A 21634-nucleotide genomic window follows, 5' to 3' on the forward strand; every position below is an offset into this window, starting at 1 on the left:
TCCATGAAAAAGCTCTTTATGCTGTGTTGCGCATCCCTGCTTGCAGCCTGTTCCAGCCAAACCCCACAAAGCCAGGCCAGCCTGGACGGTGAAGTCTTCTACCTGCAGCGCATTGCCCTGCCGCCTGCCGCCACCCTGAGCGTGGAACTGCAGGATGTGTCGCTGATGGACGCCCCTGCCGTAACCCTGGCGCGCCAGGCCGGCCCGGTCAAAGGCAACGTACCACTGCCGTTCCATCTCACCTATGACCCCGCGCAGGTCAAGCCTGGCCACCGCTATGCGGTGAGCGCGCGCATCGAGCTGAATGGCAAGTTGCTGTTCATCAATACCGAACACCACGCTGTCGCGCTCGATGGCAGTGACCTGCAATCTGTACGCATCAAGGTAGACCAGGTTCGCTGATAGCCGTACTCATCCGTTTACAAGGAAAGCTTCATGATCCGCACTTCCCTGCGCTTCACCACCCTGTGCGCCGGCCTGCTGCTGTCGGCCAGTGCCCTGGCCCTGTCGCTCGGCGATCTCAGCCAGAAAGACGCCACCGGCGGCCTGAAGGACGCCCTGACCCAAGGTGCGCAACTGGCCGTCAAGCAACTGAGCACCCCAGGCGGCTTCAGCAACAACCCGGACGTGCGCATCGAGCTGCCAGGCAACCTGGGCAAAGCTGCCAAGGCAATGAAAATGTTCGGCAAGGGTGAACAGGTCGAAGCCCTGGAAACCAGCATGAACAAGGCCGCCGAGGCTGCCGTGCCGCAGGCCCAGGCAATTCTGGTGGAGGCCGTGAAGAACATGAGCGTGACCGATGCCAAGGGCATTCTCAGCGGCGGTGACGACTCGGCCACCCAGTACCTGAACAAGAGCAGCCGCGAGCAGATCCGCGCCAAGTTCCTGCCAATCGTCAAGCAGGCCACCGACAAGGTCGGCGTGGCCCAGCAGTACAATGCCTTCGCTGCCCAGGCCAAAGGCCTGGGGCTGGTCAAGGATGACGCCAATATCGAGAACTACGTGACCGAGAAGGCGCTGGACGGCCTGTTCGAGATGATCGGCAAGCAGGAACAGAGCATTCGCCAGAACCCGACAGCTGCGGCTACCAGCCTGGCCAAGAAGGTCTTCGGCGCGCTGTAGGAGCGGGTTCACCCGCGAAAGGGTCGGGCCTGCTGGCCAATTTTCACCAGCCGCTCACCGTTGCTGCCGCCACCGTATTCGCGGGTAAACCCGCTCCTACACGGCGGCGGGGTTGGACACAGGCCGTTGTAGGAGCGGCCTTCAGCCCTTCTTCACCCTGAACCACGCCGCATACAACGCCGGCAGGAAGAGCAGTGTAAGCACCGTGGCCACGATCAGCCCACCCATGATCGCCACCGCCATCGGCCCGTAGAACACACTACGCGACAACGGGATCATGGCCAGCACCGCCGCCAGCGCGGTCAGCACAATCGGCCGGAAGCGCCGCACGGTGGCTTCGATGATCGCCTGCCAACGCTCCATCCCCGCTGCGATGTCCTGCTCGATCTGGTCCACCAGGATCACCGAGTTGCGCATGATCATCCCCGCCAGGGCAATGGTGCCGAGCATGGCGACAAAGCCGAACGGCTGGCGGAACACCAGCAGGAACAGGGTCACACCAATCAGCCCCAGCGGCGCGGTGAGGAACACCATCACCGTGCGCGAGAAGCTGCGCAACTGGATCATCAGCAAGCTCAGCACTACCACGACGAACAGTGGCATGCCGGCATTCACCGATTTCTGCCCACGCTCGGAATCCTCCACCGTGCCCCCCACCTCCAGCAGGTAGCCATCGGGCAGCTTGGCGCGGATTTCCTGCAGGGTCGGTAGAATCTGCTTCACCAGCGTCGCCGGCTGCTCCTGGTCGTAGATATCGGCACGCACGGTCACCGTCGGCAAGCGGTTGCGGTGCCAGATGATGCCTTCTTCAAAGCCGTACTCCAGGGTCGCCACCTGCGACAGCGCCACGCTCCGGCCATTGTCGGTGGGCAACGCCAGGCTACCCAGATTGCCCAGTTCACTGCGTTCCTGGAGGGTGCCGCGCAGCAGGATCTCGATCAGCTCATTGTCCTCGCGGTACTGGCTGACCGTGGTGCCAATCAGCGAGCTTTGCAGGAAACTGGCCAGGTGCGCGGTGCTCACGCCCAGCGCACGGGCGCGGTCCTGATCGACTTCCAGGAACACCGCCTTGCTAGGTTCTTCCCAGTCCAGGTGCACGTTCACCACATGCGGGTTCTCGCGTACTTTGTCAGCCACTTCACGGGCCAGTGCACGGGCCTTCTCGATATGCTCGCCAGTGACCCGGAACTGCACCGGGTAGCCCACGGGCGGACCGTTCTCCAGGCGCGTGACCCGGGCACGCAAGTCGGGGAACTGCTGGTCCACAGTGCTGATCAGCCAACTGCGCAGGCGCTCACGGTCCTCCATCGACTTGGCCAGCACCACGAACTGGGCAAAGCTGGCTGCCGGCAGTTGCTGGTCCAGCGGCAGGTAGAAGCGCGGCGAACCGGTGCCCACATAGGCCACGTAGTTGTCGATACCGTCCTGCTGCTTGAGCAGCGCCTCCAACTGCTTGACCCGCTCGGCAGTATTGGCCAGCGAGGCGCCTTCGGCCAGCTTCAGATCAACCATCAACTCCGGGCGCCCGGAGGCCGGGAAGAACTGCTGGGGCACGAAGCGGAACAGCAGGATGCTGCCGACAAAGGCGGCAATGGTCAGCAAGATCACCGTTTTGCGCCGCCGTACGCACCACTCCACCAGCCGTCGCACGCGCTGGTAGAACGGGGTGGCGTAGGGGTCTGGCGCATGGCCGTCCTTGCCATGGCGCGCCGCATGCAGCTTGGCCAGGTCGGGTAACAGGCGCTCGCCCAAGTAAGGCACGAACACCACGGCCACCACCCACGAGGTCAGCAGAGCGATGGTTACCACCTGGAAGATCGACCGGGTGTATTCGCCCGTGCTGGAGGCCGCGGTGGCAATCGGCAGAAAGCCTGCTGCCGTGATCAGCGTACCGGTGAGCATCGGGAAGGCCGTACTTGTCCAGGCATAGCTGGCCGCCTTGAGCCGGTCGTAGCCCTGCTCCATCTTGATCGCCATCATCTCCACGGCAATGATCGCGTCATCCACCAGCAAGCCCAGGGCCAGCACCAGTGCGCCGAGGGAAATCTTGTGCAGGCCGATGCCGAAGTAATGCATGGCGGCAAAGGTCATGGCCAACACCAGCGGAATGGCCAGCGCCACCACCAGGCCGGTGCGCAGGCCCAGCGAGAAGAAGCTCACCAACAGCACAATGACCAGCGCCTCGACCAGCACCTGGACGAACTCCCCCACGCCAGCCTTCACCGCCGCCGGTTGATCCGAGACCTTGCGCAGCTCCATGCCGGCCGGCAGGCTGTGCGCCAGGCGCTCGAACTCGCCTTCCAGGGCCTTGCCCAGAACAAGGATATCGCCACCGTCTTTCATCGACACTGCCAGGCCAATGGCATCCTCGCCCATGAAGCGCATGCGTGGTGCGGGTGGGTCGTTGAAGCCACGATGCACCTCGGCGACATCGCCAATCCGGAAGGTGCGATCACCCACGCGAATGGGGAACTGACGGATCTGCTCGACGCTGTCGAAACGCCCGCTCACCCGCAGATGCAGGCGCTCGCTGGGCGTCTCGAAGAAACCGGCGGTGCTCACCGCGTTCTGCTCTTGCAACGCCTTCTGTACGGCTTCCAGCGGCACGCCGAGGGTGGCCAGCTTGAGGTTGGACAGCTCGATCCAGACTTTCTCGTCCTGCAGGCCGATCAGCTCGACCTTGCCCACATCCTTGACCCGCTGCAGCTGGATCTGGATACGGTCGGCGTAGTCCTTGAGCACCGCATAGTCAAAGCCTTCGCCAGTCAGCGCATAGATATTGCCGAAGGTGGTGCCGAACTCGTCGTTGAAGAACGGGCCCTGGATCTCCGGCGGCAAGGTATGACGGATGTCCGCAACCTTCTTGCGGATCTGGTACCACAACTGGGGGATGTCCTTGGAGTGCAGCGAGTCGCGGGCCATGAAGGTGACCTGCGATTCGCCGGGGCGGGAGAATGAGACAATCCTCTCGTACTCACCGGTTTCCATCAGCTTCTTCTCGATGCGCTCGGTCACCTGCCGCGCCACTTCTTCGGCGCTGGCGCCCGGCCACAGGGTGCGGATGACCATGGCCTTGAAGGTGAATGGCGGGTCCTCGCTCTGGCCAAGCTTGGTGTACGACATGGCGCCAATGGCGGCCATCAGGATCATCAGGAACAGGACGATCTGGCGGTTGCGCAGTGCCCAGGCAGAAAGGTTGAAACCCATCGGGACTTACTCCTTGGCCGTCAGGTTCACTACACGGTTGCTGCGGTCCACAGGGCGTACCTCCTGGCCCTCGCGCAGTACATGGCCACCAGCGGCAACCACCCAGTCACCCGGGTCCAGGCCTTCGAGTACCGGCACACTGTCGCTGCCATACGCCCCCAGCCGCACCGTCGCCCGCTCCAGGCGGCTTTCCTTGTTCACCCGCCAGACATAGGCCTGACCGTTTTCCGCAGTCACTGCCGACAGCGGTACCGACAGCGGGATCAGCCCATCCTTGGCGATGAACACCCGGGCGCTCTGGCCCAGTTCAGCCGGTACGGCGGCCGTGGTAAAGGCGATGCGCGCCGCGAACGTGCGTGAGCGCGGGTCGGCAGCCGGTGACAGCTCGCGAATGCGCCCCTGGAAACGCGCCTGCGGGTGCGACCACAGCTCCACGCTCACCGGTTGGCCCACAGCGAAGCGAGCGAACTGCTGCTCCGGCAGGCCGATGACCACTTCTCGCTCGCCATCGGCGGCGAGGGTAAACACGGTCTGCCCGGCGGCGACCACCTGGCCCACTTCAACCTGGCGCTTGGCGATCACCCCGGCCTGCGGCGCACGCAACACGGCATATTCGGCCTGGTTGCCAGCCACATCGAACTCGGCCTTGGCCTGCTTCAGACGAGCAAGGCCTGCGCGGTAGAGGTTTTCGGCATTGTCGTACAGGGAATGACTGACCATCTGCCGTTCCAGCAGCTTCTGGTAGCGGTCGCGCTCGGCGCGCACCAGCGACAGGTTGGCCTGCGCAGCGGCCACCCGGGCGCGGTTGGCTTCCAGCTGCAGATGTACGTCCTGCGGGTCTAGTTCGGCCAGCGGCTGGTCGGCCTTTACCCGCTGCCCTTCCTCGACCAAACGGTTGCTGACCTTGCCGCCAATACGGAAGGCCAGCTCCGGTTCGAAACGCGCACGCACCTCACCTGGGTAACTGTCGGCAGCGGCTTCGGCCGGCTGTGGCTGAACCACCAGTGCCGGGCGCGGTGCGGCGGGTGGGGCGGCTTCCTGGCCACACGCCGCCAGAAGCAGGGCAGCAGCGGCGGGCAGAGCGATGGACAAGGCATGGCGCAACATGATGAATCCTTTCGCGGAGTGCACATTTAATATTTGTACTGACGGGTATATTAAGTCAGCGAAACGATGGCGGGAAGGGTGTGCGCCGGTTTTTCAAGCGTGCGGTGAGCAGGTAATGCAGCCTGCCTTTCGCCGGATGGCGCCTGACCCGTTAAGATGGTGATCCTTCAACCAGATGCAGACCACAATGTCCAACGACGCACCCATCGGCCCGGGCCGGCCCAAGGACCTGGCCAAGCGCGAGGCGATCCTCGAAGCGGCCAAGACGCTGTTCCTCAGCCTTGGCTATGCCAACACCAGCATGGATGCGGTCGCTGCGGCGGCAGGTGTTTCAAAGCTCACCGTGTACAGCCACTTCACCGACAAGCAGACCCTGTTCTGCTCGGCGGTCATGGCCACCTGCCAGATCCAGTTGCCTGACCTGCTGTTCGAGTATCCCGAGGGGGTACCGGTGGAAGAAGTACTGCTGACCATTGCCCGCAACTTCCAGGCGCTTATCAGCAGTGACGAAGCGATCAAGCTCAGCCGCCTGATCATGGCCCAGGGCAGCCTGGACCCAAGTTTTGGCGAGTACTTCTACGAAGCCGGGCCCAAGCGCGTGCTCGCAGGCATGGAAGCGTTACTGCGCGGAGCACATGAGCGCGGGCTGCTGCGCATCGACAACCCGCTGCGCGCTGCGGAGCACTTCTTCTGCCTGGTCAAAGGGGCACCGGATTACCGGTTGCTGCTGGGTTGCGCGGGGCCGCTGGAGGGCGATGAAGCCGAGGCGCATGTGCGCGAGGTGGTAGGGGTATTCTTGAGGGCATTCAAACCCTGATATCTGGATATCTTTGCAGGCCTCTTCGCGAGCTTACCCGCGAAGAGGCTGGGGCAGGTAACACAACCGTCAGGCTTTCAGCGCCTTCTTCGGATAAATGTCATACCGGCTCGACTTGCCTTCCAGGCTGTGGCTGGGCTTCGGCCCGTCGATGATTGGCGCCTTGCGCGGCCGCTTCACCACCACCCGGTGGCTGGCCAGTGCCAGGGCGGCTTCGAGCAGCGCCGGGGCATCCAGGTCATCGCCCACCAATGGCCGGAACACGCGCATTTCCTTTTTCACCAGGGCGCTCTTGTCCCGGTGCGGGAACATCGGGTCGAGGTAGATCACCTGCGGCGCCTCCCCTTCCCAGGCGCGCATGCGCTCAATGGCGTTGCCGGTCAGCAGGCGCATGCGCCCGACAATCGGGCCCACCTCTTCATCCGCTCGCGCCCGCACCAGGCCATCCTCCAGCAGCGCGGCAATCAGGGGCTGACGCTCGATCAAGGTCATCTGGCAACCAAGACTGGCCAGCACGAACGCGTCCTTGCCCAGCCCCGCCGTGGCATCCAGCACCTGCGGCCGTACACCCTGGGCAATGCCCACGGCCTTGGCGATCATCTGCCCGTTGCCACCGCCAAACTGGCGGCGATGCGCAGCCTGGCCTTCGACGAAGTCGACACGCACCGGCCCGGGCGCCTGCGGCCCCAGTTGCTGAATCTGCAAGCCGTCGGCGCCCACCTGCACAGCGAAGCCGGCGGTATCGTCCTGCAGCGGCAGGCTCAGGCGTTCAGCCCACGCCTTGGCCTGTTGCGCATATTCAGCTGTCATCGCCTCGACCCTGATACCCGTGCCTTGCTCTTCCATCGTTCACACCCGAAAAATCAAACCAAGCCCTTAATGAATCGGCAGCCACGGCCGATACAGGCAATATCCCGCTATTCTGCCAGAGCAAAGCGCGCACGACTGCCATGTCAGATACTCTTCCCATCGGCTTGACCTATTTGTCGCCTGTCGGCAACTACAGTCAGCACAACACCCAGGCACTCGGGGGCGTCAGCCACCTGTGGCAGGATTTCTTTGCCCGGGCGATGGCCGAGCAGCAGGAAGAGCCCGTAGACGGCGTCAGCCAGTCGTTCGTGCAGTACGACCAGGACAGCGGTGAACCCATCGGCGGCGCCCGTGCCCTGGCCTTGATCGACGCCCAGCGCGCCTGCCCGGTGCAAGACACCGTGGTGGCACCGCCCGAGCCGCTGTTCCTGCCCAAGGCCGAGCTCGAGGCCAAGCTGCTGCCACCCGCGCCCGAACCGTTCAGCGCCATTGAACTGATCGAGCAGCAGCGCCAGCTCGACATCAACAACAGCTGGCTGCGTCCGGTGGTAATGAGCCAGGGCCAGCCCATTGCCGAGCTCGGCCCTGGCCCCACGCCACGGTCACTATTCCTGCCCATTGCCGAGTTCGAGACGAACCTGCTGGACCCGGCGCCCGAACCGTTCGACGACGCCACCCTGGCCAAGCAGCAAAATGACCTGGAGTTCGACATCCACTGGGCGCGCCCAGTGGTGCTGAACAACGTGCGCGCGTACGCCTGAGGCTAACGACAGATCTGCCAGCGCCCCATGTCCACATGAAAGTGGTTGCGGTGCGCAGCGTTGTAATCCGGCCCCAGTACCGTGCTGAAGCTCTCGCAAGCTGCCTGCTGCACCCGACGCAGGAATTCGGCCTTCTGCCCACCCCCCTGCCAGTCACGCGCCAGCACGATCCGCTGGCCGTCCTGTAGACGGAAACCGCTGATGTCCAGCGCATTGGCCGTGGCATGCTGGCTCAAACGGCCCTGCTTACGGTGGTAGACATTGCGGCAGGCAAAGCTGCCCAGGTGATCCACCTGCGTCACCGGTTGCCCAAACACCTCCTGCGCCGCCGGCTGCAAGCCATGGTTCTCGAACAGTGCATAGGCCACCGCCAGCGGGCAACTGGCCAGAAAACTGCTGCTCAACCGCGCCTGGCCGCCCTCGATGCGCCATACGTTCTGCAGCGGGCAGTTGGCCGAGGCCGGGCTGTCGGCTTGTGCCCGGTAACGCAGGTGGCTGGTTTCCAGCGCCTGCCGGCACAGCGCTGGGTCATCGCGCAAGCGTGACAGTTTGTAGGGGGTCAGCAGGTTGGGCGGTTGGCGCACGTCCAGCGGCGCCCAGGGGTTCCACAGGGCAGGCAGGCGCCAGCCGAAGTGCCAGGCCAGGCCGGCCACCGTCAGCAGGCCGGCCAGTAGCGCCAGCAATGCCCGCATCAGCGACGGAACAGGTCGTTCAGCTGGGCAAACGGCATGGCCTGCTCACCGTAGCCGAACGTGCCCTCATCGCGAATTTCCAACGCAGCTCGGTGAAAGGCCCCAAGTGCAGCGCGGGCCAGCGAGGAGCCCACGCTGATGCGACGCACGCCCAGGTCCTGCAACTGGTTGACGTTGAGCGGCACGCCCACCATGCCCATCAGCACATTCACAGGGCGCGGTGCGACTGCCTGAACCACGGCACGGACTTCCTCTACAGTGCGCAGCCCGGGGGCGTAGAGCACGTCGGCACCGGCTTCGGCATAGGCTTGCAGGCGCAGGATGGTGTCATCGAGGTCCATGCGCCCGTGCAGCAGGTTTTCTGCACGGGCGCACAAGGTGAACGGGAATGGCAGGCTTCGCACAGCCTGCACAGCGGCGCGCACGCGGTCCACAGCCAGCCCGAAGTCATAGATAGGCGCATCACTGCGGCCACTGGCATCTTCGATAGAGCCGCCCACCAGGCCAACTTCGGCGGCACGCAAAATGGTCTGAGCACAGTCTTCAGGCAAGTCGCCAAAGCCGTTTTCCAGATCGGCGGCCACCGGCAGTGCGGTGGCATCGACGATCTCGCCGGCATTGTCCAGCGTATCGTCCAGGCTCAAGGCGCCTTCGGCGTCGGGCCGGCCCAGGCTGAAGGCCAGGCCTGCACTGGTGGTAGCCAGTGCCTCGAAACCCAGGCTGGCGAGCAACTTGGCGGAGCCGGCATCCCAAGGGTTGGGGATGACGAACGCGCCCTCGCGCTCGTGTAAAGCCTTGAAGGCCTCAGCTCGCAGGGTTTGCACATCCATGGTTCAACCTCCGGCAGTCAGGGAAAGGTCAGAGTAGTCCCAATTGTTCGACCTCAGGGGCGCGCGGCAATTCCGGCAAAGGTGCCAGGCCCGGCAGGCGTGCCATCAGGCGCTGATGGAAACGCTGGGCCAGCGCCGCAGCCAGGCGATTGTCCGAGGTGTGCAGGAAGATATAGGGATTGCGGCCTTCTTCAATCCAGGCGGCGACTTTTTCTACCCAAGGGCTGAGGAAGGTGTGATTGGCCTCCAGTTCCGGATGGCCAATGAAGCGAACCTGCGGGTGCTGGCTGAAGGCTGCGGGCCGCGGTGGCACCTTGGGCTTCTTCGACTGCGCATGCAGCACGGCAGGGTCGCGCGAGGTGCAACTGAACAACGCACGGGGGTCGAGGCAGATGCGCTCCACACCGCGTTCGTGCAACAGGCGGTTGAGCAGGCGTTCCTCCTCACCCTTGGCAAAAAAGGCTTGGTTACGCACTTCCACGGCCACAGGTACAGCGATCTGATCGAGGAAGTGACAAAGCTCACCCAGACGCGCCGGGCCGAACTGGGCCGGCAACTGCAGCCAGTAGGGTGATACGCGCTGGCCCAGCGGGGCCATCAGCCGGGTGAAGTCGAAGGCAGGCTCAAGCTGGTCACGCAGGTCGCCCTCATGGCTGACATCCCGCGGAAACTTGGCAGTGAAGCGAAAGTGCTCGGGCATGACTTGCGCCCAGCGGGCAATGGTAGCGGGCGCGGGACGTGCATAGAAAGTGGTGTTGCCTTCGACGGCGTTGAAGACCTGGCTGTAGAAGCCAAGCATTTGATTACTGCTGGCGTCGGCGGGGTACAGGTAGTCGCGCCAGGCGTTTTCGCTCCACGACGGGCAACCGAGAAAGTAAGGCAGTGGTGACGGATTCATCCATCAAATGTACAGGTCGAGCCCCAGTACTTCCATGTCCCAGTCGGTAAAACCGGCAGTGCTCAGGTAGCTGGCCAGCGCGGTGGCGGTGCGGCGGTCACGGGCACGAGGGAAAACCATGTCCTGCTGGCGGGCTGGCAGGCCACCGCCAGGGCGGCGGGTGGTGGTTTCCTGCGGGGCGGCTTCTGCCTCCTCGATCACCTCGGCATCGTCGATGGCCTGGTCACGCACCGCTGCTTTGCGCGAGGTGCGCTTGAGCGGGTAGGACTGCGATGAGAAACCGTCGATACGCATGGCATGAGCACTCAGGACCAATGATGGCAATTTAGCAGCATCAGGGTTCCGTCGCTAATGCTTGAGTGATAACTGGACCACAGATCGCGCAAAAGGTTTTAGCGTGTTCGGCGATAACCGACGAACAGCACTCAGTGCTTCTTGGGCGTGGCTACATTATCGCGCAGATAAACCGGCTGCGCCTGCTCGGCGACGATTGCCTCGCCACGCGCCCAGGCGAAGGTGGCCAGGCTGAGGACGTCCAGGGCATTGGGCAAGGCGCCAGGGTTGCTCGCGGCCACCTGAACCGCCAGGCGCTCGGCATAGCCCCATCCGGTACCGGCACCGAACCACTCGCCATTGCTGCCTGCCGGCAGCGCCACCTGCTCGGGCGGCAGCACGGCTTCACGGCCGACCAGGCGCATTTCGCCCGCCGTGGCCTGGTAGCAACCCCAGTACACTTCATCCATGCGTGCATCAATGGCCGCTGCCACCTGCTGCACACCATGCTCGCGCAATGCACCCTGGGCCAGTGCGGCCAGGTTGGACACCGGCAGCACCGGGCGTTCGAGGGCAAAGGCCAGGCCTTGCACCACACCGATGGCAATACGCACGCCAGTGAACGCGCCCGGGCCACGGCCAAAGGCAATGGCATCCAGCGCATTCAGTGCCACGCCAGCGTCGGCCAGCAGTTGCTTGATCATCGGCAGCAGCTTCTGGGCATGCATGCGCGGGATCACCTCGTAATGGCTGGTTACCTTGCCGTCATGCAGCAGCGCGACGGAACAGGCTTCGGTGGCGGTATCCAGGGCCAGCAGGGTGGTCATCGAACGGGTATCCAGGTGCGAATGAAAAAGAGCGGCAGTATAGAGCAGCAGCGGCGTTGTGTCCCGAGGGGCCGCTGTGCGGCCTACAAACGACAACGGCCCGCAAGCGGGCCGTTGTCGAGGTGCGTCAGGCGCCGGTTCAGCTCAGGGCTGCCAGGACCTTGGCGGTGATGGCTTCAACCGAGCCGACACCTTCGATGTGGCTGTACTTCGGCTTGCCGCCATTGGCAGCCGACAGTTTCTGGTAGAAGTCCACCAGCGGCTTGGTCTGGCTGTGGTAGACCGACAGGCGATGGCGAACGGTTTCTTCTTTGTCGTCGTCACGCTGGATCAGGTCTTCACCGGTCTCGTCGTCCTTACCTTCCACTTTCGGCGGGTTGTACTGAATGTGGTAGGTACGGCCCGAGGCCAGGTGCACGCGGCGGCCAGCCATGCGGCCGACGATTTCTTCGTCGTCCACGGCAATTTCGACCACGGCATCGATGTCGACACCGGCAGCGACCATGGCTTCGGCCTGCGGGATGGTGCGTGGGAAGCCGTCGAACAGGCAGCCGTTGGCGCAATCAGGCTGGGCAATGCGCTCCTTCACCAGGCTGATGATCAACTCGTCGGAGACCAGCTGGCCGGCATCCATGACTTTCTTCAGCTCCAGGCCCAGCGGGGTACCGGCCTTGACGGCGGCACGCAGCATGTCACCGGTGGAGATCTGTGGAATACCGAACTTCTCGGTGATGAACTTTGCCTGAGTACCTTTACCGGCCCCGGGAGCTCCCAGCAGAATTACGCGCATCTTGTGCTCCTCAAATTTTTTTATGAAATTCAATGGATTCGGCAACCAGGGCCAAGTCCGGAAAATCGGGTATGACCATAAATCGGTCAGAAGGCTGCTCAAGATACACAGCGCCCGGCAGCCAGACAAGCGTCCCAAAGTTGCAGGAATGCGCCACTTGCGACTGACCGGGCAGGCGGTTGCGCCCGGCGCAACCACCCTCCCCGTCATTGTGCCGGGCCTGTATGGCACTCGCCAGACATGACCCGGGCTTGCCCTTAGCCAGTGTTGCGCAGCCCGGCAGCAATACCCGCCACGGTCACCAGCAAGGCCTGCTCCAACGGGCTGTCCAGAGCGGCTTCGCGGCTGCGCGAGCGGGCCAGCAACTCTGCCTGCAGGCGGTGCAACGGGTCCAGATAGGTATTGCGCAGGCTAATGAATTCCAGTGTCTCGGGGCTGTGCGCCAGTAGCACCGGCTGCCCGGTCAGGCCCAACACCACCTGGCATGACTGCGACAATAGGTCGCGCAGGTGCGCACCTAAAGGGAGCAAGTGCGGTTGCACCAGACGTTCGTCGTAGGCCTCGGCAATTTGCGCATCGGCCTTGGCCAGCACCATTTCCAGCATGTCGATGCGGGTGCGGAAGAACGGCCATTGCTCACGCATCTGCGCCAGCAACTCACCCTGCCCCCGGGCCAAGGCGTTAGTCAGCGCGGTTTCCCAGCCCAGCCAGGCCGGCAGCATCAGCCGGGTCTGGGTCCAACCGAAGATCCACGGGATGGCGCGCAGGCTTTCGATGCCCCCGGCGCGACGCTTGGCCGGGCGGCTGCCCAGCGGCAGGCGCCCCAGCTCCTGTTCTGGCGTCGACTGGCGGAAGTACTCGACGAAATCGGGGTTCTCCCGTACCACGCTGCGGTAGGCCTGGACACCATCGGCGGCCAACTGGTCCATCACCTCACGCCAGGCCGGCTGCGGGGGCGGCGGTGGCAACAGCGTGGCTTCAAGCACGGCAGCCAGGTACAGGTTGAGGTTTTGCTCGGCGATGCCCGGCAGGCCGAACTTGAAGCGAATCATTTCACCCTGCTCGGTGGTGCGGAAACGCCCCGCTACCGAACCCGGTGGCTGCGACAGGATCGCGGCATGGGCCGGGCCACCGCCTCGCCCGACCGTACCGCCACGGCCGTGGAACAGCAGCAGCTCGACCTGATGCTCGGCACAGATACGCACCAGGTTTTCCTGAGCCCGGTACTGCGCCCAGGCAGCAGCCGTGGTGCCGGCGTCCTTGGCCGAATCGGAGTAGCCGATCATCACTTCCTGCGGGCCGCGCAGGCCCGCGCGGTAGCCCGGCAGGCCAAGCAGGCGCTGCATGACCGGGCCGGCGTTGTCGAGGTCGGCCAGGGTCTCGAACAGTGGCACCACACGCATGGGGCGGGTCAGGCCGGCTTCTTTGAGCAACAGTTGTACCGCCAGTACATCCGAGGCGGCCCCCGCCATGGAGATGACGTAAGACCCCAGCGAGGCGGCCGGTGCAGCGGCCACTTCCCTGCAGGTCGCCAGCACTTCGGCGGTGTCCGCTTGCGGCTTGAAATGCGCAGGTAGCAGGGGCCGGCGGTTTTTCAGCTCGGCCTGGAGGAACGCGATGCGCTGCTCCTCATCCCAGTCGGCGTAACGCCCCAGGCCCAGGTAATCGGTAATCTCGGTCAGCGCATCACGGTGACGGGCAGCGTCCTGGCGCACGTCCAGGCGGCCCAGGAACAGGCCGAAGGTGACCGCACGACGCAAGCAATCAAGCAGCGGGCCTTCGGCGATAACGCCCATGCCGCATTCATGCAGTGACTGGTAGCACAGCTCCAGCGGCGCGATCAGCTCGCGGTTGTCCACCAGCACGTCGGCACCGGCCGGTTGGTTGCTGGTCAAGGCCGACTGCGCCCAAGCGCGTGTCGCACGCAGGCGGTCACGCAGTCGCTTGAGCACTGCGCGGTAGGGTTCGGCACTGTCGCCGACCTGTTTGTGCAGGGCGTCGCTGGCCTGCTGCATGGACAACTCGGCGGCCAGTGCATCGATGTCGCGCAGGAACAGGTCGGCGGCCATCCAGCGCGCCAGCAGCAGCACTTCGCGGGTGACGGCAGCCGTCACATTGGGGTTGCCATCACGGTCGCCACCCATCCACGAGGCAAAGCGGATCGGCGCGGCCTCCAGCGGCAGCCGCAGGCCAGTGGCCTCCAGCAGGGCCTTGTCGACCTTGCGCAGGTGGCTGGGGATAGCGTGCCACAGTGAATGCTCGATCACTGCGAAACCCCACTTGGCTTCGTCTACCGGCGTAGGCCGAGTACGGCGGATTTCTTCGGTATGCCAGGCCTCGGCGATCAGCCGGCGCAGGCGTTCGCGCACTTGCTGGCGTTCTGCCGCGGTCAGGTCACGATGGTCCTGTGCGGCCAGTTGGCCGGCGATCGCGTCGTACTTCTGGATCAGCGTGCGGCGGGCCACTTCGGTGGGGTGTGCGGTGAGCACCAACTGGATATCGAGCTTGGCCAGTTGCCGGGCCAGGGCGTCGTTGCTGTGGCCGGCCTGCTTCAGACGCCCCAGCAGCTCGGGCAGTACCCGCGCTTCGAAAGGTTCGGGTTGGTCAGCGTCGCGGCGGCGGATCAACTGGTACTGCTCGGCCATGTTGGCCAGGTTGAGGAACTGGTTGAAGGCCCTCGCTACAGGCAGCAGGTCTTCTTCGGCAAGGTCCGCCAGGGTTGAACTCAGTTGCTCACCAGGGCCGCGGCGGTCGGCCTTGGCACTATGGCGGATGTCCTCGATTTTCTGCAGGAACGCATCGCCATGCTGCTGGCGAATGGTTTCGCCAAGCAGTTCACCCAACACATGGACATCTTCACGCAAACGCACATCGATATCGGTCATTGGCGCTCTCTCCGTTGCATCCCTATCAGCCTCAGCGCGCCCTATGCAAGCGCGGGTTAACCCGTGAATAACCCAAGGCGGTGCCTGGCACCGGCGTTGCCGGTGTTCGCGGGTAAACCCGCTCCTACAGGGGGGGCGGTATCCCCCAAGAGTGCCCACAGCCGGGCGACGATGGCAAGCCGTGATCGGCCAAACCAAACTAAAGTGAAAGCACAGCACTCCCATGCAGTGCAGCCTTTCCAGGCGTCAACAGAGGTCATCATGAAAATCCGTGAACTCGCCCAGCATTGGGAACAGAATGCCGCCGGCACCCTCAGCCGTACGGGCCATGTCCTGCACCTGGACCTGGAGTCCGAGGCGCGCCTGGCCGCGCTGATCGACATGTACCCCAAGCGCACGGCCGAAGAACTGCTCGGCGAACTGGTCGCAGCCGCCCTTGAAGAATTGGAGGCCAGCTTCCCCTATGTACAGGGCCGCCAGGTCATCGCCACTGACGAAGAGGGTGACCCCCTGTACGAAGACGTTGGCCCCACGCCGCGCTTTCTCTCCCTGTCCCGCCAGCACCTGCACAACTTGAGCAACGCTACAGTCGACAGCGACAAGTAACCGTCCGCTCCCCCGTTCCGGGCCTGCTCAAGGCCCGGAATACCGCTTCAGCCTGGGAAAGTTCCAGGCAAATCGCACTGACCGATCAGTCAGAAATAGTTATTCGATCACGGCGCTTTTTTCTGAACTATTCGAAAAACGTCCGAGTCGGAGCCAATAGCCATCACGCTAAAACCCTGCACACTGCCCTCGTGCACCGTTGAGCTGAAGCGCGCGGTTTTGTCAGGGATTGAGCGATGGACTGCTACGGACATCGTCGTTATCAGGAGTGATCCAATGGAACTGACCACCATGAAGACCCGCACTAGCAAACTGTCATCCACTCATGTGCGCGGGTTCAAGCTGGCCGCGCTGGCACTGGGCAGTAGCCTGGTCCTGGCCGGCTGTGCGGGCAATCCGCCCACCGAGCAGTATGCCGTCACCCAGTCCGCCGTGAACTCCGCCGTCAGCGCCGGCGGTACCGAGTTCGCCGCCGTGGAAATGAAGGCGGCTCAGGACAAGTTCAAGCAAGCCGAAATCGCCATGCACGACAAGAAGTACGACGAGGCCAAGCGCCTGGCCCAACAGGCCGAGTGGGATGCCCGCCTCGCCGAACGCAAGGCCCAGGCAGCCAAAGCCCAGAAGGCCGTGCAGGATGCCCGCCAGGGCGTTCAGGACGTACGTGAGGAAGGCCTGCGCAGCGTTCAGTGAGCCCTGCCCCGCCAACCTTAGCCTTCGCACACGATCAAAGGATGAACACTATGCGCAAACACGTCATGATTCCCGCCCTGCTGGCCCTGAGCGTCGGTCTTGCTGCCTGCTCGCACGATCCGAATGCCAATCTGGAAGCGGCCCGCACCAACTTCTCTTCGCTGCAGAGCAACCCGCAAGCGAGCAAGGTCGCGGCGCTGGAGACCAAGGACGCCCAGGACTGGCTGAACAAGGCCGACAAGGCCTACATGGACCGTGAAGACGAGAAGAAAGTCGACCAACTGGCCTACCTGACCAACCAGCGCGTCGAAGTGGCCAAGCAGACCATTGCCCTGCGCACCGCCGAAGCTGAACTGAAAAACGCCTCGGCCCAGCGCGCCCAGGCCAAGCTGGATGCCCGCGACGCGCAGATCGCCAAGCTGCAGGACAGCCTCAACGCCAAGCAGACCGACCGCGGAACGCTGGTGACCTTCGGCGATGTACTGTTCGACTTCAACAAGGCCGAACTCAAGAGCAGCGCTTACCCGAACATCACCAAACTGGCACGGTTCCTCCAAGAAAACCCGGAACGCAAGGTGATCGTCGAGGGCTATACCGACAGCGTCGGCTCGGCCAACTACAACCAGACACTGTCCGAGCGCCGCGCCAACAGCGTGCGCATGGCACTGGTACGTGCCGGGGTAGATCCGGCGCGTATCGTTTCCCAGGGCTATGGCAAGGCGTACCCGGTAGCGGACAACTCGAGCAACTCGGGCCGTGCGCAGAACCGTCGGGTGGAGGTGACCATCTCCAACGACAACCAGCCGGTGGCACCGCGCTCGGTGAGCCAGGCTCAGCAGTAAGGCTGGTTAGCTGAAATGACAAGCCCCGCGATCGACGCGGGGCTTTTCCTTGTTCACCGATAATGTTGTGCCGCCTGTGAGATCGAGCGCCGCCCGCGCGGCGCATCGCGAGCAAGCTCGCTCCTACATCTGTTTCGGGCCAGTTATTCCTGTGGGATTTGCGCGCGAACGCCTTGGTGCATGACGCGATATGGCGTCGTACCAATAAAACGGTCGCGCGCCTGGCGCAGGCTGTACTGGCCCGAAAATTTCGGGCCAATTATGCCTGTGGGGTTGGCGCGCGAACGCCTTGGTGCATAGCGCGATATCGCGTCGTACAAACAAGGCGGTCGCGCGCGTCTGTCACAGGCGTAACTGGCCCGAAACAGATGTAGGAGCGAGCTTGCTCGCGATGCGCCGCGCGGGCGGCGCTCGATCTTGCAGGCGCCAAAAAATCCTGCGCCGAACACTCACCGCACCTGCTGCGGTGTTTCCTCGCCCATGCAGCGCACCGCACGCTTGCGGTTATCCACCAGCACGCCGGTCAGGCCTTTCTGCTGGGTGTCGAACAGCACCAGCACGCCATCGACGCACTGGGCCACTTGCGGTGCCGGGTCCAGCGATACCTTGTAGTCCTCGCCGGGGATGGTCTTGAGCATGGTGAAATCCTGCAGCAGCAGGGCATCTTCGGGCTTGGCGAAATGCAGGTAACCGTAATACCACAAAGCCCCCACCGTCACGATGATGCTGCCGACGCCGGTCAGGATCAGCGGGATGGCGTTGCGTTCTTCACTCATTGCTTGTTCTTCTCGTCAGGGAAATTGGGCACTTCGGCAAGCCGCCGCAGGCCATTGAAATGGCTGGGGTCATCGAGGAACCGCAGCATGACCTGGCGCCAGGTAGGGTCGGCGAACGTCTGCACGTGCCCCCCTCGGGTCAGTTGCAGTACCCGCGGTGGTGGCGCGTGCTGATACAGGCGGATGGCGTTGTCCATCGGCACCAGGTTGTCGTCGATGCTGTGGAAAAACAACTTGGGCGGGCTGCTCAATTGCTCGATCGAGTGGATCGCGCTGTCACCGTCCGGCACCAGCCACGACAGCGGAACCTGTAATGGCCAGGTCATCCAGGAGGTGCTGAGCGCAAAGCGCCCCACCGCGCGGTAACTGGCCGGCACGCCATCGAACACCAGGGCGCTGAAGCGCTGGCGCTGCTCGGGGTGGGCCGCCAGGTAATGAATGGCCATCGCACCGCCCAGGCTCTGCCCCAGCAATACCAGCGGCTTGCCCCTGACCTCGGGCGCCTGCTCCAGCCAGGCCATGGCTGCAGCAATGTCCTCGTACACCTCCGGCAGGCTCGGCTGGCCCTGAGACAAGCCATAGCCGCGGTAATCGATCATCAACACCTGGTAGCCCTGCTCCGGCAGCCAGTAGCTACCCCCCAGGTGCCCAGGCAGGTTACCGCCGTTGCCGTGCAGGTGCAGCACCGTGCCCTTGACTTCGACCCCGGCCTTGGCCGGCAGCCACCAACCGTGAAGGCGGATGCCATCAGCAGTGGTCAGCGTGACGTCGCGGTATTCCAGCTTGGCCCGCTCAGGGGTGAAGGCCTGACCACGCTCGGGGTAGAACAGCAGGCTACTGCAGCCGCCAAGGCTCAGCAGGACCAGGCCCAGGACCAGCAGGCGGCAGTTCTCAGAGAATGTTCGCGTAGTCGGCTTCAATACGGTCCAGGCTCAGGTGGTTGAGGAAGTTGGAGAAACACATCCAGGCCGACAGCGCGTTAAGGTCGCGGAATTGTTCGGGCAGGTACTTGGGCGGCTCGACCAGCCCTTCCTCGACGAGTTGGCGCAGGGTGCGCATGTCTTCCAGGGTGGTCTTGCCACAGAACAGCAACGGGATCTGTTCCAGTTTGCCCTTCTTCACGGCCAACTGAATGTAGTTGTAAACCATGATGAAGCCCTTGAGGTAGGACAAGTCCTTGGTGAATGGCAAGCCGTTGGGCACCGACCCGCGGAACACCCGGCTGGCGTTGCTGTAGCTCTGCGCCATCTCGAAGCCCTGCTCGCGGAAGAAACCGTAGACCTGCATGAAGTCTGCGCCCTCCTCAACCATGTGGATGGCTCGGGTGCGGTTGGTGAGCTTGCGCAGGCGGCTGGGGTAGGAGGCAAAGGCGATCACCTCCATGAGGATGGCCAGGCCCTCCTGGGTTACCGTCGACGAGGGCGGGCCCTTGGCCAGGAAGGTGCAGATCGGCTGGTTCAGGCCATTGAGCGTGGTCCCGACATGCACCAACCCTTCGTGCACCTCCAGGGCGCGCACATCGCGGGTGTTGAACATGGCATCGGCACGCACCTTGATGTAGTCGGCACCGGCTGCGGCGTCAGCGACGATGCCGTCTGACTCGAACACACGAATGGTTCCCTCGGCCTCGCCGAACACTCTGTTCAGCCGGTGCTGGAGGATCTCCACGGCCTCCTTGGCGGTGAGGTTCTTTGGCTCATCCTTGAGGTCACCACGGCCATCGATGTTGTTCAGGTAATCCGACAGCATCAGCCCAAGGTCGGCCAGTGTCGGGTCACCAGCGTGGAAGGCATCCGAGGCGGCGCCGTACAGCTCCTGGGAGATCAGGCCGAAATCCTCGGTGCCGCGCGCCTCGAGCATGCGCACCACCATGCGGTACTCGCGGCACATGCGCTTCATGATCTGCCCGACCGGGTTGAACTGGCCCAACTGGCGAATGATGTCGCGCTCGATGCCCTGGAACTCGGCCTTGACCGCGCTGGAGTCGAACGACAGCGGGCGCGATTGGTAGTAGGCACGATCAACCGCCGGCGGCTCCTTGCCCTTGGCCTTGAGAAAGCCCTGGCGGATGTTGTCGTCCCACTTCACCGCGTCCAGGACCCGAATAGGCGTCTGTGCCGCAACGATGCGGTCGGACAGGGCGCGGATGGTTTGCTGGTATTCGTCCACCGGGGACTCCTTTCTAGTACACGAAACCTGTACCGGCGTCTTCGCGGGCAAGCCCGCGAAGACGCCAACACGGTCATTTGCCCGAGCGCTGGAACCGCGCCACTTCGACGAACAGGTCGGAGTTGGCCGGGTCGTCCAGGTAGGCCAGCACCCGCGCCGCCGGGCTGTCGATCAGCACGCCGTCGCCGTTGTCGTCCGGCACTTCGGTGCTGCGCCCGGTCAGTTCCTTTTTGTCCACCGCCTGCTGCACCTGCTCGACGTCCAGGTTGTAGACCACCAGTTCCTTGCCATCGACGATGTCGAAGCCGCCAATCAGGAAATTGCCACCCAGCCGCTTGGGCACGCCAGCCGACAAGTACCAGCGGTTGCCGTGGCGTGACACGGTGAACACGTACTCTTCAGGGGCCTTGCCCTTGGCCGTGGCCACCGCCTTGTAGGCGTCGCCACCGCTACGGCTGATCACCAGTTTCAGCGGCTCCCCCCAGGCGTCCTTGCTGCTCCACTTGCCGAGCAGGGCCTTGGGCGCTGCCTGGTTGCTGGGCAAGGGCTCATGGAAGGTCACCAGACAACCGCCCAGCAGCAGGAATGACAAAGTCAACAACACCACACGCCAGGCTTTCATCAGGTTCTCCTTGAAAAGGTCGTTCTCGCCTCAGGCCGATGCCAGCACCAGTTGCAGGTATCGGGTAAGCATAGCGAGCATCTGCCCATCGGCTTGCGCATTCGCTTGCTTGAGCAGGCCTTGATATTCCAACTGCTCGATAATCGCCGTCAACATCTGTGCATCCTGCTCCGGCTGCCGCGAGCCCACGACCTGCAGCAATTGCCGGGTGCCGTGCAGCAGGATCTGCTCATGAGCGCACACCAGCTCGGCCAGTCGCGGGCACAGCAATGCTTCCTGGCGGAAGGCCTGCTCGGCCATCAGGAAATCACGGCGGTTCAGCAATTGCCGCTGAACGTAGTCGGCGGTCATGCGCGCCACCTCGTCAGCCAGCCGCGCCCGGGCCTGCGGGCTGCCATCGCCCTGCGCCAGCAACTGGCGCAACACCACCTCGGTGTTGGCCCACAGCTTGGCCATGTAGGCCGCACTGCGCTCGACGTACTGGGCAAAGGTATCGGTGAGCAGGTCCTCGATGTCCTTGAAATAGTAGGTGGTGGCCGACAATGGCACGCCGGCCTCGGCGGCCACTGCCCGGTGGCGCACACCGCGCACGCCATCGCGCACGACAATGCGCATGGCGGCATCGAGAATCAACTGGCGACGCTGTTCGCTGCCTTGGCGGGCAGTCTTGCGGCCTTGGTATTGCACGCTTTCGGCGACGGCGGTGGCGATGCCGGCGGCGCCTTGGTCAGGCATGGCGGGTGTCACGGGGGATACCTCATGGGCAGTGTTTCGTCAGTACCGGCCTCTTCGCGGGTAAACCCGCTCCTACAAGGGCCTGCTGAGGCCTTTGTAGGAGCGGGTTCACCCGCGAAGGGGCCAGCCCTGACAACATAAAGCTTCAGGCAAGAAAAAGCCGCCTCGAAAGGCG

The 21634-nt window shown here is 63.7% G+C and carries 22 protein-coding genes; 7 read left to right on the forward strand and 15 right to left on the reverse strand.

What is annotated here, in order from left to right; translation table 11 throughout:
* Window positions 1-3: 3 nt before the first annotated feature.
* Together INQ47_RS07720 and INQ47_RS07725 are read left to right on the forward strand one after the other, a co-directional pair.
* Window positions 4-402 (forward strand): YbaY family lipoprotein, encoded by a 399-nt coding sequence (locus INQ47_RS07720; RefSeq protein WP_404701444.1) that lies wholly within the window; start codon window positions 4-6, stop codon window positions 400-402.
* A gap of 33 nt (window positions 403-435) precedes the next feature.
* A complete protein-coding gene (locus tag INQ47_RS07725; RefSeq protein WP_209963937.1) occupies window positions 436-1122 on the forward strand; it encodes a DUF4197 domain-containing protein in 687 nt (228 codons plus the stop codon).
* Between the two features lie 141 nt (window positions 1123-1263).
* Here INQ47_RS07725 and INQ47_RS07730 read toward each other — a convergent pair whose 3' ends face one another.
* Window positions 1264-4329, reverse strand: coding sequence for an efflux RND transporter permease subunit (locus INQ47_RS07730; RefSeq protein WP_404701445.1), 3066 nt, complete (start codon window positions 4327-4329; stop codon window positions 1264-1266).
* Window positions 4330-4335: 6 nt separating this feature from the next.
* On the reverse strand, window positions 4336-5436 hold the full coding sequence (locus tag INQ47_RS07735; protein WP_404701446.1) for an efflux RND transporter periplasmic adaptor subunit: 1101 nt from the start codon (window positions 5434-5436) through the stop codon (window positions 4336-4338).
* Between the two features lie 175 nt (window positions 5437-5611).
* Between INQ47_RS07735 and INQ47_RS07740 the strand changes: the two genes are divergently transcribed.
* Window positions 5612-6253 (forward strand): TetR/AcrR family transcriptional regulator, encoded by a 642-nt coding sequence (locus INQ47_RS07740; protein WP_021785930.1) that lies wholly within the window; start codon window positions 5612-5614, stop codon window positions 6251-6253.
* A gap of 69 nt (window positions 6254-6322) precedes the next feature.
* Here the strand turns inward: INQ47_RS07740 and INQ47_RS07745 are convergent, their stop codons facing one another.
* Window positions 6323-7099 carry a class I SAM-dependent methyltransferase gene (locus INQ47_RS07745; RefSeq protein WP_404701447.1) on the reverse strand — a complete coding sequence of 259 codons (777 nt, stop codon included), beginning with the start codon at window positions 7097-7099 and terminating at the stop codon, window positions 6323-6325.
* A 104-nt stretch (window positions 7100-7203) separates the two neighbouring features.
* Between INQ47_RS07745 and INQ47_RS07750 the strand changes: the two genes are divergently transcribed.
* Window positions 7204-7824, forward strand: coding sequence for an energy transducer TonB (locus tag INQ47_RS07750; RefSeq protein ID WP_404701448.1), 621 nt, complete (start codon window positions 7204-7206; stop codon window positions 7822-7824).
* 2 nt (window positions 7825-7826) lie between these two features.
* On the opposite strand, the gene INQ47_RS07755 is transcribed toward INQ47_RS07750, so the two are convergent.
* The 7 genes from INQ47_RS07755 to ppc form a co-directional block, all read right to left on the reverse strand.
* The gene (locus tag INQ47_RS07755) at window positions 7827-8516 is read right to left on the reverse strand and encodes an extensin family protein (protein ID WP_252458868.1); all 690 of its coding nucleotides are present in this window, start codon (window positions 8514-8516) and stop codon (window positions 7827-7829) included.
* Entirely contained in the window at window positions 8516-9346 is an 831-nt protein-coding gene (locus INQ47_RS07760) for an oxaloacetate decarboxylase (protein ID WP_404701449.1), read from the reverse strand. The genes INQ47_RS07755 and INQ47_RS07760 overlap by 1 nt, the downstream gene beginning before the upstream one ends.
* A gap of 28 nt (window positions 9347-9374) precedes the next feature.
* Window positions 9375-10244, reverse strand: a complete 870-nt coding sequence (locus tag INQ47_RS07765) for a DUF72 domain-containing protein (protein WP_404701450.1) — start codon at window positions 10242-10244, stop codon at window positions 9375-9377.
* 3 nt (window positions 10245-10247) lie between these two features.
* The gene (locus INQ47_RS07770; protein WP_103469416.1) at window positions 10248-10538 is read right to left on the reverse strand and encodes a hypothetical protein; all 291 of its coding nucleotides are present in this window, start codon (window positions 10536-10538) and stop codon (window positions 10248-10250) included.
* A 131-nt stretch (window positions 10539-10669) separates the two neighbouring features.
* The gene (tsaB, locus tag INQ47_RS07775; RefSeq protein ID WP_003252230.1) at window positions 10670-11344 is read right to left on the reverse strand and encodes a tRNA (adenosine(37)-N6)-threonylcarbamoyltransferase complex dimerization subunit type 1 TsaB; all 675 of its coding nucleotides are present in this window, start codon (window positions 11342-11344) and stop codon (window positions 10670-10672) included.
* Window positions 11345-11483: 139 nt separating this feature from the next.
* Window positions 11484-12134, reverse strand: coding sequence for an adenylate kinase (gene adk, locus INQ47_RS07780; RefSeq protein ID WP_004575467.1), 651 nt, complete (start codon window positions 12132-12134; stop codon window positions 11484-11486).
* A gap of 257 nt (window positions 12135-12391) precedes the next feature.
* Entirely contained in the window at window positions 12392-15019 is a 2628-nt protein-coding gene (gene ppc / locus INQ47_RS07785) for a phosphoenolpyruvate carboxylase (RefSeq protein ID WP_404701451.1), read from the reverse strand.
* A gap of 261 nt (window positions 15020-15280) precedes the next feature.
* Here ppc and INQ47_RS07790 point away from each other — a divergent pair, with 261 nt between their 5' ends.
* The 3 genes from INQ47_RS07790 (at window position 15281) to INQ47_RS07800 (ending at window position 17157) form a co-directional block, all read left to right on the forward strand.
* On the forward strand, window positions 15281-15625 hold the full coding sequence (locus INQ47_RS07790) for a hypothetical protein (RefSeq protein WP_021785939.1): 345 nt from the start codon (window positions 15281-15283) through the stop codon (window positions 15623-15625).
* A gap of 276 nt (window positions 15626-15901) precedes the next feature.
* Window positions 15902-16315 carry a DUF4398 domain-containing protein gene (locus tag INQ47_RS07795; protein ID WP_020190164.1) on the forward strand — a complete coding sequence of 138 codons (414 nt, stop codon included), beginning with the start codon at window positions 15902-15904 and terminating at the stop codon, window positions 16313-16315.
* A gap of 50 nt (window positions 16316-16365) precedes the next feature.
* Complete coding sequence (locus tag INQ47_RS07800; RefSeq protein ID WP_176682731.1) at window positions 16366-17157, forward strand: OmpA family protein; 792 nt, start codon at window positions 16366-16368, stop codon at window positions 17155-17157.
* A 449-nt stretch (window positions 17158-17606) separates the two neighbouring features.
* Here the strand turns inward: INQ47_RS07800 and INQ47_RS07805 are convergent, their stop codons facing one another.
* From INQ47_RS07805 to INQ47_RS07825, 5 genes are all read right to left on the reverse strand, one after another.
* Window positions 17607-17933: a hypothetical protein gene (locus tag INQ47_RS07805; RefSeq protein ID WP_021785893.1), complete on the reverse strand. Its 327-nt coding sequence runs from the start codon at window positions 17931-17933 to the stop codon at window positions 17607-17609.
* Window positions 17930-18853 (reverse strand): alpha/beta hydrolase, encoded by a 924-nt coding sequence (locus tag INQ47_RS07810; RefSeq protein WP_053870523.1) that lies wholly within the window; start codon window positions 18851-18853, stop codon window positions 17930-17932. Before INQ47_RS07810 ends, INQ47_RS07805 begins: the two co-directional genes overlap by 4 nt.
* Complete coding sequence (locus tag INQ47_RS07815; protein ID WP_252459435.1) at window positions 18825-20102, reverse strand: flavohemoglobin expression-modulating QEGLA motif protein; 1278 nt, start codon at window positions 20100-20102, stop codon at window positions 18825-18827. Before INQ47_RS07815 ends, INQ47_RS07810 begins: the two co-directional genes overlap by 29 nt.
* A 73-nt stretch (window positions 20103-20175) precedes the next feature.
* Complete coding sequence (locus INQ47_RS07820; RefSeq protein WP_021785891.1) at window positions 20176-20724, reverse strand: hypothetical protein; 549 nt, start codon at window positions 20722-20724, stop codon at window positions 20176-20178.
* 30 nt (window positions 20725-20754) lie between these two features.
* On the reverse strand, window positions 20755-21459 hold the full coding sequence (locus INQ47_RS07825; protein ID WP_003252210.1) for a TetR/AcrR family transcriptional regulator: 705 nt from the start codon (window positions 21457-21459) through the stop codon (window positions 20755-20757).
* Between the last annotated feature and the right edge of the window lie 175 nt (window positions 21460-21634).

The sequence above is a fragment of the Pseudomonas sp. 3HC3 genome (genome assembly GCF_044904505.1).
Lineage (GTDB): Bacteria > Pseudomonadota > Gammaproteobacteria > Pseudomonadales > Pseudomonadaceae > Aquipseudomonas > Aquipseudomonas putida_Y.